This is a genomic window from Pseudarthrobacter sp. HLT1-7 (genome assembly GCF_059383435.1).
In genome coordinates, this window is sequence record NZ_JBWZCH010000009.1 from 76,863 (window position 1) to 90,984 (window position 14,122).

Sequence of the window (14,122 nt, forward strand, 5' to 3'; positions counted from 1 at the left end):
CGCAGTGCCGGATTCGGTCTCAGGTGCCGGGAAGATGTCTGCTGCAGAGTCATCTACAGAGGGGGCAAGGGCCGGTTTGGTAGTTTCGCTCACAGGTGCCAGCCTAGTTCCCATGATGGACAATTTCACGCCCGGCCCGTTCGCGGCCGAGCTGACGGCTGCCGGTGTACCCGAGGAAATGCATGATTGGCTCGGCCGCTACGGCGTGGGCGCCCTGGTGGTGAAGATGGGCATCCGGTTCCTGGAGATGAGCCCGGAACGCACGGTGGCCACCATGCCGGTGGAAGGCAACACCCAGGTGGCGGGCATCCTGCACGGCGGGGCGCACGTGGTCCTCGCCGAAACGCTGGGGTCCTTCGCCGCCGGGATGCATGCCGGCCCCGGGCGCCAGGCCCTCGGCATCGAGGTCGGGGCAACGCATCACCGAGCGATCTCCGAGGGCACTGTGACGGGCACCTGCACGGCGATCCACCTCGGCCGGACCCTCACCACGCATGAGATCGTGATCACGGACGGGCAGGGCCGCCGGCTTTCGACCGCACGCATTACCAACCTGATCCGCGAGAACGCGGACGAGTAGCGGCCGGCGCCTTCGGCGTTCGCAAAGCAGCACGGCCGCAGGGCCGCAGTTTTACACGGCAGCAGGCTGCGTCAGGCGCGTTTCCCGGCGAAACGGTACCGCAGCTCCATGATGCCGCGGCCCATGGTGTGGGACGAGATTAACTCCAGCGGCGCCGTCGGGCGTGCCAGCGGAAGCACCGCTTTGCCGCTGCCCAGCATCACGGGAATGATGGAGATGATGAGCTCATCCAGCAGGCCTGCATCCGCGAACTGGGCCGCCAGGATTCCCCCGCCGACAATCCAGACGTTCCGGCCGGCCGCGTTGTCCCTGAGGTCCTGGGCGAATTCCCCCACCGGCCCGCGCACGAAGGTCACATCGGATCCTTTCGGCGCCGGGAGCTCGTGGTGTGTGAAGACCCAGCACGGCGTACTGGGGTAGGGCCAGTTGCCGGGTTCGTGCTCCATCAGCCAGGCGTAGGTTTCGCCGCCCATCACGATGGCGCCGACGTCGGCCATGAAGGCGTCGTAGCTTTCCTTGCCGCCGGCAAAGCCGTCGAACTGCAGCAGCCAGTCCAGCTTGTCATCGGCAGTGGCGATGAATCCGTCCAGGGAAGATGCCACGAAGTACTGGATGCTCGACATGGGCCCAGCCTAGCCAATCCGCACCGGGCTGCCCACCCGCGGGCGGCCCGGCCCGGGCTGTGCTGACGTTACTGCTGTTCGGCCCGGCTCCTGGGGCGCCGGTGACGAAGTGTGTCCGGGAGAATTCGGGTGTGACCTTCCAAGGACGGCGCCGCCGGACCAACCCCCTTTTCTTTGGCGCAAGCGGCTAATGGTGCCCGACTCAGGCGGACCAAACGGGCGATATGGAAGATAACCAGGCCGACGCCGACCGTGACCAGTGCGGCGTCAACCCCATGAAATAGATTGGTCGATAGCCGATACACCGCAGGGACCATAACAAGGACGGCGATGCCGATTCCGATGAATGCCCCGACCTTGACGGACTGACGCTCGTCGGCCGTTTTTGGCTTTCGTTCGCGCTGCTCCACCGATCTGCCCCCTCAGTCTGTGCTGGCGTCGAGCCTACAGCAGGGCCAGCCGCGGCCTGGAAGTGCAGGCTGCCTCCCTCCCACTGCCGGGTGCCGAACTCAAGACATCCTGGAAAACGAAAGACTGCCCCGAACTCGGTTCCTGCCTGAAGCCTCTGTGGACCGCGTAATTCGAGGGCACGGAAGGCTCGAGCGCCAGGGACAAAGCTGCCCGATTCCAAAGGCGATTAGTGCGTCCCCTGATCGCTCGGTGAAGGTTGCTTTCCCCTGGGATTTCTCAGGCCTGTCCGTGACATGAACTTGGTCCTCATGTGGCGGACAGCATAAACGCGCCCGTCAGCCACCCAAGCCGGAGCGTACTGGGTGAGGCAAGGAACCAACATTCCCGGAGGCATTGACACGAGGAGCCAACGGTCCGGACCAGAGGTTCCGGATCAGCCGTGCTGGAGCCCCGGCTGATCCGGGGCCGGCCCGGCGCCGAGTATCCCCGCGAACTTCTTCTCCAGCGCGGCAAGCGTGGCATCGGGCAGCACAATCAACCCGTCCAGTTCGCGTCGGGCACGCCTGTACGCCGTCTGCCGCTCGGCCGGGGTGGCAGCGGCGTCGGAGGCGATCCGGAGCAGCTTCCGGGCCGTCGCGAGCCGCCCGCGTTCCGGGCCGGTGAAGTTGCTGTCCCTGACGCGCTGCGCCTCCCGCTCGGCAACATCGAACGCAAGCTCGAACCCGCGCACCGCCGAGCGGTACTCCTCCAGCCGGGCCGCCGTCGTGATGTCACCGGACGCGGCGGGACGCAGCCCGTCGGCCTCCCGTTTGGCCCGCAGGAACGCGACCGTGAGCGGTTCACGGACATCCGTCATGGCCGGGAAGTCGATGAGCTTTCCCACGTCCAGTTCGTAGTCCAGCCAGCGCCGGTTCACGGCGTCGTGGCCCTCCATCAGGGCCTGCACATCGGAGCGGCTGGTCTGCTCCACGTCGGCTGCAAGATTCTTCAGCTTGTAGAGCTCCACCCGTCGCCGGTGCCGGCGTTCGGAGGCTTTGGACCATGACCGCGCCCAGCCGCCGAACAGTCCGCTCAGCGGAAAGATGAGCCACCAGTAGTGGCTGACGAAATCGAAGAAAGGCTGCACGGCACCATACTCCCACCCCGTGGTCGGCAGCGAAATGCCCACCCCCGGTGGACGGCAGCGCTGCCGAATTTCCGGTCCGCCCCGGCCCGGCGCTGTTGGCGTCAGTCCTGGCTGTGCTTGACCTTATGCACCCGGGTGACGATGGTGGGGCACGGCACGTTCAACAGTACGGCGTGGGCCGTGGAGCCGAGCACGGCCCGGGAGAAGCCTCCGCGTCCGCGGCTGCCGATCACCAGCAGCCTGGCCGCCGCCGCAGTTTCCACGAGGGCCTTCGCCGGCTCGGTAGCGGTTTCAAGGCGCTGATGGATCACGAGGTCCGGGTATTTGTCGCCGAGGCCGGCTACCGACTCGGCGAGCACAATCCGGTCCTCTTCGACCAAGGTTTCGGCGAGCCCGCTGGCCGGCAACTGGTTCTCGACCCACCGGGCCGGACTCCGGAATGCCAATACGACGGTCAACTCGTCCCCGCCCAGGTCCGCTTCGGCGGCCGCGACCGCGACGGCCTGAAGCGACTCCTCCGAGCCGTCCACACCGACTACCACACCGCGGCCCGACGTTCCCTGCTTTTCCGGGACGATGGCGGCCGGACAGTCCGAGGCGGCGACAATCTGCAGGGCCCGGTCTGTGAGAGGTCCGCCGTCGAGCCAGTGCTTGTCATGGGCGCCGACGACCACCATCGATGCTTCCTTCGAGGCCTCGCGAAGGGCCCGCCCCGCGCTGCCATGCCGGAGCCGCGCCTCGACCTCAACATCGGGCGCCTGCTCGCTAGCACTGGCCTGCGCCTTCCCGAGCATCTCCGTCCCCGCTTTCCGGATGAGTTCGTGGTACTCGAAATCCGGGGACATCCAGCGATCATCGACCGCATGGATGACTATCACCGGGAGCTTGTGCCGGGACGCCCGCTGCAGCGCCCATGTCAGTGCGGCCGCACTGCCGGCAGAGCCGTTGAATCCGACGACGATTGGTTTGTTCATGCTGAACCCTGTTCTTCTCCGTGGCGTGACCGGCCCGGCACCAAGCGATCCGACCAGCCGCACCGATAGCCCGCAGACAGTTGGTCCGCAGCTGACAGTTCAGTGTGGTCCGTCCGCCGTCCGCCGGTTAGGGCCTTAAGCCCCCGCAGGAACCCCCGCCGCCGCACCGGTAGGATTTTTCTTGCAGGCTTCTCAGCACGCGAAACGTGCTCGGCGCATTCCAGTGGCAAGGACAGACGATGAACAAAAAATTCCAGCGGACGGCCAAAGGTACGGTTCAGGCCCCGGCCCGGCCGTGGACGGCCGCCTACGGACCGGGAGTCCCTGCGGACCTGAAGTTGCCGAACGGGACTCTCGTGGATCTCGTGGAGTCATCCGTGCGGCGCTACGGGTCCAGGACCGCACTGGAGTTCTTCGGGGCCCGCACCAGCTACCGGGACCTGGGCATGCTCATCAGCCGGGCTGCCGCCGGGCTCCAGAGGCTGGGCGTCAAGGCCGGTGACCGGGTGGCGCTGGTGCTGCCGAACTGCCCGCAGCACATCATTGCGTTCCATGCCGTGCTGCGCCTCGGCGCCGTCGTGGTGGAACACAACCCGTTGTACACCGACCGGGAGCTGCGACACCAGTTCGAGGACCACGGCGCCACGGTGGCGATCGTCTGGGACAAGGTGGTGGAGCAGGTCCGCCAGCTGCCCGCCGACGTCGGTCTGCGCCACCTCGTCTCGGTGGAGCTGATCCCGGCCATGCCGCTGCTCCAGCGGATCGCGCTGCGGCTACCGGTGCCCGCGGCCCGCACGGCACGCGCGGCCCTGTCCGCCGGCAAGCACGGGCACCGGCCCCACACGGCGCCTGCCCGCCGCACGGTGCGGCCGTGGCGGGAGCTCCTCGAGGCGGGGGAACTGAAGAAGAAGCACCCCCGCCCTGCCGCGCAGGACCTCGCCGTCCTGCAGTACACATCCGGCACCACGGGGCTGCCCAAGGGCGCCATGCTCACCCACGCCAATCTGCAGGCCAACGCCGCCCAGGGCCGCGCCTGGGTGCCGGGGCTCAAGGAGGGCCGGGAAACCGTGTACGCGGTGCTGCCCATGTTCCACGCCTACGGGCTGACGTTATGCATGACCTTCGCCCTGAGCATCGGCGCGAAGCTGGTGCTGTTCCCCAAGTTCGACGTCGATCTGGTGCTGAAGGCGCTCAAGAAGTCGCCGGCCACCTTCCTGCCGGCCGTCCCGCCGATCTACGACCGGATCGCCGCCGCGGCGGCGGAACGCGGGATCGGGCTGGAGAGCATCCGTTTCTCCATCTCGGGGGCCATGAACCTGCCGACGGCGACCGTGGAGACGTGGGAGAAGGCGACCGGCGGGTACCTGATCGAGGGCTACGGACTGACGGAGACCTCCCCCATCGCCATAGGAAACCCCTTCGGACCAAGCCGCAAGCCGGGCACCGTGGGGGTGCCGTTCCCGCTGACCGACATCAGGGTGGTTGATCCCAAGGATGTCCTGATCGACCGGGCCCCGGGCGAAGAGGGTGAACTTCTCATCCGCGGGCCGCAGGTGTTTTCCGGCTACTGGAACCGGCCGCAGGAGACCGAGGATGCACTGCTGGAAGGCGGCTGGTTCCGCACCGGGGACATCGTCTCGGTGGACAGTGACCACTTCGTCACCATCCGGGACCGGATCAAGGAACTGATCATCACCGGTGGATTCAACGTCTCCCCCAGCGAAGTGGAAGACGTTCTCGCGACGTTCCCCGGCATCAGCGACGTTTCCGTGGTCGGTTTGCCCCGGCCGGGAGGCGGCGAGGATGTGGTCGCCGCCGTCGTCGCTCTTCCGGGGACCACCATCGATCCGGACTCGCTCCAGGTATTTGCGCGGAAGCACCTGGCTGCCTACAAGGTGCCGCGCCGGGTGGTGGTCCTCGATTCGTTGCCCCGCTCGCTGATCGGCAAGGTCCTGCGCCGCGAAATTCGCGACACCCTGATCGCCGGCCGGTAGGGCTGGACCGTGGCGCGCACAAAAGAGGCCGGCTGGCGGGCGCCGCCAATGCTTGGGTTAGTGCCCCGGGTCGTCAGATCCCGGAGCGTGGTGCCCCGAGTCGTCCACGCTGTCCGCTTCGTCGGGAGCCGGTTCCCGGGACAGGTCCGCTCCCTCTCCGCTCGTTGAGCGTGGCGCCAGCCCGACGTCGGCGGGCTGCTTTCCGGCACTGCGGGCCATGGCGTCCCGGACGGACTCCACCAGCGCGTCGCTGAGCAGCGGTCCGGTGTAGCCGATCGTCAGCGCCCCGCCGTCGGGCACTTCCTCATAGTTGCCGAGTGCGTCGGAGAGGATCCCTTCCGCGGCAATCGATGCCGCCAGCGCGGCGGGATCCGCTGCAGCGACCGTGAACTGCAGATCATGGACCAGAACTTCCCCGACGTGCAGGTGTTCCACCTCGGCGTTAGTGCCCTCCTGGCCGACGGCCCGTTCCGCGAGCCGGGCCGCGTCCTCTTGGCTCCGGCCTGCCGGCAGTGCCACGATGACTTCCGGAACGAGGTGGTCCAGGAGCAGTGCGTCAAGGACCATCGGCGAGATGTCGGTCAGCTCGATGCCCTGCTGGGAGGCAGCCTCGTCAAGCTGCCGGCGCAGGGCAGCCGGATCGGACTCCCCGGCCGGATGGACGACGATGACGGTCCGTCGCCGCACCATCAGCCCGTCATGGCTGCTGGCCGGCCGGCCGTTCCCCACATCCGCACCCGATTTGAGGGCCACCGCCTCCCCGCCAACCACATCCCCCGCGGCTGCCGGCGTCGCTTTGATGGTGGCCTGGGTTCCGGCCGGGGGTGCCGCAGCCTGTGCCGACGGCTCCGGCACCCCGCCCGTGCAGGCTCCCAGAGCCAGCACCAGCAGGCTGGCCGCCGCCGTCCTGATGATGCGCCCCATCTCAGCTCCCCGCCGGAAGGCCCGGCCTGTACACCGGCGGATGGGATCCCAGGGGTGTCGTGTCCAGGACGGGCCTGGCAGAAGTCACGGGATCATTGTTGTTCAGGTCGCCGACTGAGAATTGCACCATCATGTCGTGATCTTCGTGCACGAGGTTATGGCAATGGACCATGTATCTGCCGCCGGAGTGGGCCCCGGTATCAAATTGCATCAGCACGGTGATGGACTCATTTTCGCCCGCGTAGAAGACGTCTTTCGGCCCGGTCTCCCAGGCAAAGGGCTTGCCCCCGTTAGTGTTCCGGCCAATGATCTTGCCATCAATCAGGTGGACGTGCACAGGATGGAACCAGCCTCCGGATGCGTTCGTAATGGTCCATTCTTCGACCTGGTAGGGCTGGGGGTTGCCGAACAGCCGGGTGAAGCCGGATTGTTCCACGTCCGCCCAGGTGACACCGTTGATGGTCCATTCGCCTTTCTCGCGGATCACCCTAAGGTTTCGCTTCACCACCGCCATGTCCCTTGTCAGCTTCATGGTGGGGATTCCGCCGCGGACTGCGTTTGGGGCTCCACCGTCGTCGAGCGCAGTGGGGATACTGGTGAAGGTAGCTGCCGGACCCGAATCCTCCACGACCTGGAAGCGCATGATTTTGTTCGTGTTGGCAAAGCTCACGTTGTTCTTATTGCTCAGGTTGCGCAGCTCGACACTCTGCCCCGGCCGGTACTTTCGGAAGTCGATCAGGACTTCGTATCGTTCGGCGGTTCCTTGCCGCCACGACTTAACCGGTTGCACCACCGGCACCATGCCGGCATCGGTTCCCACGACGTATATTGGCTCGCCCGTGGAAAGGGTGGGGCGGTAGGAACGCGAGATTGAACCGATCAGGACCCGGAACCGGTAGATCCGGGGCTTGACCTTCATTGTCGGCCAGGGCACTCCGTTGACCATAATGATGTCGCCCCACAATCCGGAGTGGCCGTTGTCGTTGTAGCCCAGGGAGCCGTCGGCTTTGAACATGGCATCCGAGATCAGCAGCGGCACGTCGTACTCCCCCTGTGGCAGCTGGGCCCGCTCGTAGGCGTCGGACAAAGGGTATATTCCGGCCAGACCTGAATAAACCCCCTGGGCCGTAACGAGGTGGTTGTGATCGTGGTACCACATCGTCCGGGCTGGCTGCCAGTTGGGGTAATGGTAATTCTTGACCTCTCCAGGTTTCGTGGAGTCATTGGCATACCCGTCGTACTGTGGCAGCGACGCCGAACCATGAAGGTGGGTTACCGTATTAAAGGCGCCCGGATGGAGAAATGACGTCGCGGGCAGGGCGTTGCGAATCCGTACCTCGGTCCGGGTCCCCTGGCTGACCCGGATGGTGGGCCCGGGAAATATGCCGTTGTAGCCTGCCACCGTGGTACTCAGCCCCGGCACGAACTGCGCCTGGCCGAGTTTCTGGGTGAGTGCGTAGCGCTCATATGGCCGTGTCGGGTCGCCGTCGTCGAAGCCCGACTCAAACGGCACCAGCTCCGGTGGGCGGCGGAAGACTGCTGCGTAAGGGACTGGCATGTTCCCGGGAGCCAGCAGGCTGGATGTGAGTGGCGGCGTCGCCGCCGGGACGTCGTCGGCCCCTTTTTTCATCCCGGCCAGTCCGAGGGCGCTGACGGCGCCCAGCTTCAGAATTTCTCGTCGTGTAGTCATGGCCCCTCCAAAATGGGCGATGGGATTGGATATTGTGCCGAAGGACACCCTTGGGATGATGGAAAAAGCCGGCTGGCGGGCCTGGTGGGACCCGCCAGCCGGCATTCCCGTCGTGACGGTGTTACAGAGCTGATCCCGTGGTGAAGGTCCACGTACGGGTGGTCAGCGGGTTACCGGCCAGGTCCCGGACCCCAGTGGTGCCACCGGTGATGGTGACCCGGTACTGGGTGTTCGAGGCGAGGCTGGCTCTGGGGTTGATCGTCAGCACCCGGGTGGTGGTGCTGAACGACTCCACTGAGCTGATCTCCGCTCCGGTGGAGACCTGCTGGATGCGGACCTTGCCGACCACCGCGAAGCCGGTGATGGCTTCACTGAACGTGGCCGTCACGTTGGCGTTCCGGCGTACCGCGGTGGCTCCCGCAGCGGGAGTCTGGGCAGTGATCCGCGGGGCGGGGCCGGTGGTGAATGACCAGGTGCTCGTCGCCATAATGTTGCCGGCAGCGTCGCGGACGCCCGTCAGGCTGGCCGTGTACACCCGGTCGGCCGTCAGGGTTACGCTCGGATTCAGGGTGGCAACCCTGGTCAGCGCGTTGTAGGAGACACTTGCGGGAACCAGAGTGGTGCCCAGCCGGAGCTGGAAATTGGTTCCGCTGAGTCCCGTGACCGTTTCGTTGAACGTTGCCGTCAGGTTGGCCGTCTGGCTGATGGAACGTGAAGCCGCCAGCGGAGTCCTCGCCGTCACCGCCGGGGCAGTGGTGTCGCCGGCGACCGGAGTTGCCGCCGCCGAGCGGGCCGAGGCTGCCCCCGTACCCACCGCGTTGATTGCGGCCACGTCAAACGTGTACGCAGTCCCGTTAGTGAGCCCGGTGACGACGACGGTTCCCACGTTTCCGGTGACCGCCTGGGTGCGGGCCAGGGTAGCACCCGCGAAGGCCCGCACGGTGTAACCCGTGATGGCGGATCCGCCGTTGGAAGCGGGAGCGGTCCAGGTCAGGGTTGCCGAAGCCGCCCCGGCCGTTGCCGTACCGATAGTCGGGGCACCCGGAGCGGTCAGCACCGGAGCCGGAGCCGGGGTCACAGCGTTCGAAAGAGCCGAGAACTGGCTGTCTCCGAGGGCGCTGGTCGCCTGGACCTGGAACCGGAAGGCGGAACCGTTGGTCAGGCCGGTAACCACCAGGCTGGTGGCACCGGCAGGAGCGGGACGCAGTGCCCCGACCTGTGCGCCGGCCGCGTCCAGCACCCTCACGAGGAAGCCGCCGGCCGTTCCGATGGTCGGAGCCGCGAAGTTGACCGTTGCCTGCCCGTTGCCGGCGGTTGCTACGCCGATAACCGGTGTGTTCGGGGGAACGGTGTCGGAGAACTGAAGGAATTCGATGTTGCGGAGGGTGTCCGTACCATCGATGCCTGCTCCGTTGTGGACTACGGTGGTGACGGATCCGGGCGAGCCCAGGGTGCCGTTTCCACCGGTCGTGGTGACAGTGTAGTTCGCCTGCACATCGGAGAAGACTGCCTTGTCAGTTCCGCCGGAGCCGGTCAGGATCTCACGGACGGCCACGATGTTTCCGGGGTTGACCTTGCCGGCGAAGACGGCTTCCTGGAGTGTCGGCCCGGTAAGGTTTCCGGCGCCGTCCCGAAGGTACTGGCTGGCCATGGCGCTTTGTCCTGGCCCCTCGATGCCGGCACTGCCGATCTCCGTCGCCGGGTTGTTCGCGTCAGTCCGAACACTCAGGCGGACGCTGAGGTACTGGTCGCCGTCGAGGATGTCGTCGGCGCCACGTCCCTCCAGGACGTCGCTGCCGGCTCCGCCGAGGAGGATGTTGCCATCGCCCCAGACGAACGGACCAGCCAGTGAACAGTCACTGGTCACCGACGCGGCCACGATCGGCCCCACCGGGGTGGCGAGGGGCGGAACGAGGGCGTCGAGGCCGGCGATCTTGTCGAGCCCCTCCTGGTCGAGTGCATCGCAGCCTACGAAGCCACCGCCCCCGACTGCGCTTGGAACCAGGTTGTCGCCGCGGATCTTGTCATCGAATTTCCAGCCGGACAGCGCCTCGGTCTCGTTGAACTTGTCACGAACTCCCACTGTGAGGATGTCCAGCGGGGCGAGCGGGAGGGTCAGATCGGAATCCTGCGGCTGCGGGTCGCCCTGACCGATGGTCCAGTCGTAGCCGGCGGCGCCGACGTTTTTCTCGATCCCGGGTCCTGCGACACCGACGTCGTTTCCGCCTTCCATGTCGTAGTCGTCATCGCCGCCCTGGCCGATCATGATGTCGTCTCCCGGAGCGTTGTCGTCCGTGAAGAACAGGTTGGCGCTGTCACCCTGCATGCCGTCGGGCTGGTTACCGCCTTCCATCCAGTCATCACCGCTATCTCCGAGCGCTCCGTCGATGCCCTCGCCGAGGATCACGAAGTCATCGCCGGCTCCAGCGAACGTCGTATTGGCGTTGGCTCCGCCGTTCGTGAAGTCCTTGCCGTCGCCACCCATCACGATGTCGAGACCCGGGCCGGCATCGATGGCATCGTTGCCTGGACCGCCCTTGAGGACGTCGTCGCCGGCGAGATCCCTGATGATGTCGTTGCCTTCTCCGCCCAGTGCGACGTCGGCTCCGTCACCACCCTCGATGACGTCATTGCCAAGGCCGCCCCAGAAGGTGTCGTTGTCAACGCCGCCGTAGATGCGGTCGACGCCGGCAGTGCCGTTGAAGACGCTCTGGCCGTTGATGCCGGCGGGATCCACGCTGTTCCTCGCCCGGTATTTGATGGTGCCGTCAGGCATGCGGATCAGCAGATCCGGCTCGCTGCAGTCCGATGCCGGATCATCCGCGACCGTGTTGCCAAAGGACGCAAAGCCTGCAGAGGTGCCGGCCAGATTCTTCAGCTCGAACTTGCAGTCCGCGGTGGCGAACACATCCGCCTTGAGGGACTTGGCATTCGTGTTCCGCATCATCATTTCGGCGAAGGAGTTGCCTTCAAGCTGCGTCCTCAGGTTCATGCCGGGTGTCCGCGCCAGGTAGTAGAGGCGGTCGCCGTTCTGAAGGTCAGTCAGTTGCTTCTCGAAGACGTAGTTGAACGTGCTGCCCAACAGGCCGCCGAAGAGGTTCGTCCGCTCGGCGAGGCCGCCGATCCAGAGATCGACGTTGTCGAGGCCGGTGATGGACTGGGTGCCGTTGTTGGCCCAGGCGCCGGTGCTGTTCATAAACTCAGGAGCATCAGCAGGAGCAACGTCTCCGGCAGCGACACTGGGGCTGACAATCGCCCGTGCGGCCGCCCGGCGGGAGGCCAGGGTTGCCGGGCCGTCGTCGGGTGTACCCAGGGTGGCGTCCGGACCGGCGTTCGTGAGGATGGTCGGGTGCTGGCCGTAGGCGGCGACGAAGTTGACCAGTGACTCAGGGTTCTTAAGGTTTTCTCCGAAGTCGATCCAGTTGGTGTAGGGCTTCAGTTGGCTGTCATTTGTTGAGCCGAACAGCTGCCGGCGAAGCGGGTTCAGCCGGGGGACGCCCTCGGACCGGGCCCGCGTCATGTTGATCGCTGCCAGGTCCAGCGGCAGGCCCAGGAGGTTGTTGCGGAGGGTGTCCGTCACGAACTCATCCAGTTCATTGCCGACCTGGTCGGACATGCCGGCGACGATGCTGCCGGCAGCCTCCTCAGAGGTCAGCGCGCCGGCGGTGCCACCATTGGTGTACTCCGGCGGGTTGAGGAAGCCGTCAAGCAAGGAGATGTCGTTCTGACTGCCCCTGATGTCGTCGGACGTGCCGAACTCATTGTCGGGCCCGGGGCGGTCCTCGTTCCTGCGGGAGATCGTCTCGGTCAGCATGGAGTGACCGAAGCGGTACACGGCATGGGCGAACTCCGCCTTGACCGCAGGGTTGATTTCGGTCTGGGTGAAGGCAAACGGCTCGAAGGGGTTGATCGCCGGCTGGATCTTGCGGGCGAACTCCTCAAACACCAGATGCTGGTACTCCATCTCGGTGATGAACCGTGCCGCCTGGAAAAGGCGCTCTCCGTTCCAGCCGTTGGCACCGGACGCCGACTGCCATTCGGCGAGGGCGGCGACACCGCTCGCGGAAGTATCGTTCGTGAGGGTGGCCTTGATGTCACCAACGAGCCGGTCGTGTTCCGAGTGGAAGACCTGGTGGATGGCCGTCAGGCCGATGTTCTCGTTGACCCGGCCGTCGCCGGCGGCGAAGTGCGCGTTGAGCATCTCGTCGTCGTAGGTACCTGCGGGCTGGCTGGCGAAGTCGGCGGAGGCCGCGTTGTCAGAATCCGGAGCCGGCGCTACCCGTGGAGTGGCCGGATTGTTGTCCGTGTCCTGCGGGGACGGGTCTGCGTTATGCGCGATGTCCGTCAGGAACGGAGTGTCGATGTACCGCACGTTGGCCGGCACCGGCACGGGGAGGGCAATATTGCCTTCCACGAGGCCCGTCGCGGTGACGTACTGAGGAAGTCCGTTGGGGCCGGGGAGGAACTTGCCGTACGCGTCGGCGGCGATCATCGGGACGTTCGTGACGTCCTTGTCCTCAAGCTTGAGGCCAAGGAAGATGGCGGCCTGAGACTTGACCGTGGCCCACGTGGCCATGCCGTTCGCGGTGGGGCCGGCGACGCCACCGAGCAGCTTGCCCGTTGAAACCGGCTTGCTGTCGGAGTTGTTGATGTACTCCCGCAGAAAGACCTGGTGTGACGGGTGCGAGGTGTAAGTCTGGCTCTGGTCGACCCACGGCGAATCCGTATTGAGCGCGTTCTGGATATCGTCGGCACTTTCGTCAGCAGGAGTCGCCGGATTGTCCCAAGCGACGCCGTCCGGACCGGGCTGGTTCTTGCCCCGGGTCAGCACCATGAACCGATTCTGCGGCGGCAGGTCGTCGCCGTTGCCGAGGACATGGTCCGGGCCCGCGATCAGCGGATCATCGGCTTTCAGCGGCACGAACACCGTGCCACCGCCCTTGACGGTCTGGTCCACGCCATGATCAAAAAACTGCCCGAAAAGTGTGAACAGTGAGTTGTAGGGCGGCGAGAGCCCGACGTCAGTGGTCACGTTAGGGATGAACAGGGTTTGACGCGAGGGCACGCAGCCCGTAGGAACTTCAGCCACCGGCGGCGTGGCCAACGGCTGCGGATCCGTAGTGCACGGGACGACGCCGGGGTTGCCTTGGGTCCTGACCGGGTTACCGGCCGCTGCCACGGCGGCAGGGTTGGTTGAGGTCTGGTCCACGATCAGGTTGCTGACGACGCGGGGCTCAGAGTCGAAGACCAGGCCCTTCTTTTGCGCATACGACGATGACTGGGACGGGCCGAAGCCGGGAGGTGAGCTCTCGGCGCTGGTGAATACCGGGGTGGTCAGGCGCGGGAACGTCTGGTCAGCAGCGCCGAACGTTTCCTGGCCGGGCTGGAGGTTGTTGCAGGAGCCGTCCACCGTCCGCAAACCCCGGGAAACAAGGGGACTCGCGATCTGGTCGGGCCCGGTACCCACGAGCGCACCACACGGGCCCGTGAACGAGGTGGTGTTGGCGACGTGCGCCTCCGAGATTTTGATCTGCTTGAGGATGAACGCCAGGTCTGACGCTGTAACAGTGAACCCCGCGCCCGTCGGGGCCACGACGGCGTTGGCCGTCACCGCCGTCGTGGTGAGTCCAAGGAAACTGAGCAGAGCCATTGCTGTCCCTGCCGCGACTAAGCGGGTCGGAGTGCTAAAGATACGTCTCTGGCCCTCCGCCTTCGTGCATGCGAACACATTCATAACGCACCTGCCTCTTGAAGTGAATGATGCTGCAAGAGTGCAGGGCCGCACTTCGGGAAAACTGGG

General features: G+C 65.8%; 9 protein-coding genes. 2 read left to right on the top strand and 7 right to left on the bottom strand.

What is annotated here, in order from left to right:
• The first annotated feature begins 112 nt into the window (after window positions 1-112).
• Window positions 113-580, top strand: a complete 468-nt coding sequence (locus AC50X6_RS10760) for a hotdog fold thioesterase (protein ID WP_494966198.1) — start codon at window positions 113-115, stop codon at window positions 578-580.
• 71 nt (window positions 581-651) lie between these two features.
• Here AC50X6_RS10760 and AC50X6_RS10765 read toward each other — a convergent pair whose 3' ends face one another.
• The 4 genes from AC50X6_RS10765 to AC50X6_RS10780 form a co-directional block, all read right to left on the bottom strand.
• On the bottom strand, window positions 652-1,203 hold the full coding sequence (locus AC50X6_RS10765) for a dihydrofolate reductase family protein (RefSeq protein ID WP_494966199.1): 552 nt from the start codon (window positions 1,201-1,203) through the stop codon (window positions 652-654).
• 68 nt (window positions 1,204-1,271) lie between these two features.
• Window positions 1,272-1,613, bottom strand: a complete 342-nt coding sequence (locus AC50X6_RS10770; RefSeq protein ID WP_494966200.1) for a hypothetical protein — start codon at window positions 1,611-1,613, stop codon at window positions 1,272-1,274.
• A 434-nt stretch (window positions 1,614-2,047) separates the two neighbouring features.
• Window positions 2,048-2,740: a hypothetical protein gene (locus AC50X6_RS10775; RefSeq protein WP_494966201.1), complete on the bottom strand. Its 693-nt coding sequence runs from the start codon at window positions 2,738-2,740 to the stop codon at window positions 2,048-2,050.
• A gap of 101 nt (window positions 2,741-2,841) precedes the next feature.
• A complete protein-coding gene (locus AC50X6_RS10780) occupies window positions 2,842-3,714 on the bottom strand; it encodes a universal stress protein (protein ID WP_494966202.1) in 873 nt (290 codons plus the stop codon).
• A gap of 239 nt (window positions 3,715-3,953) precedes the next feature.
• Between AC50X6_RS10780 and AC50X6_RS10785 the strand changes: the two genes are divergently transcribed.
• Window positions 3,954-5,708 (top strand): long-chain-fatty-acid--CoA ligase, encoded by a 1,755-nt coding sequence (locus AC50X6_RS10785; RefSeq protein WP_494966203.1) that lies wholly within the window; start codon window positions 3,954-3,956, stop codon window positions 5,706-5,708.
• A gap of 57 nt (window positions 5,709-5,765) precedes the next feature.
• Here AC50X6_RS10785 and AC50X6_RS10790 read toward each other — a convergent pair whose 3' ends face one another.
• The 3 genes from AC50X6_RS10790 to AC50X6_RS10800 all read right to left on the bottom strand — a co-directional run bounded on the left by AC50X6_RS10790 (window position 5,766) and on the right by AC50X6_RS10800 (window position 13,972).
• On the bottom strand, window positions 5,766-6,632 hold the full coding sequence (locus AC50X6_RS10790) for a hypothetical protein (RefSeq protein ID WP_494966204.1): 867 nt from the start codon (window positions 6,630-6,632) through the stop codon (window positions 5,766-5,768).
• A gap of 1 nt (window position 6,633) precedes the next feature.
• A complete protein-coding gene (locus tag AC50X6_RS10795) occupies window positions 6,634-8,322 on the bottom strand; it encodes a multicopper oxidase family protein (protein ID WP_494966205.1) in 1,689 nt (562 codons plus the stop codon).
• Window positions 8,323-8,443: 121 nt separating this feature from the next.
• Window positions 8,444-13,972 (bottom strand): peroxidase family protein, encoded by a 5,529-nt coding sequence (locus tag AC50X6_RS10800; RefSeq protein WP_494966206.1) that lies wholly within the window; start codon window positions 13,970-13,972, stop codon window positions 8,444-8,446.
• Window positions 13,973-14,122 lie beyond the last annotated feature (150 nt).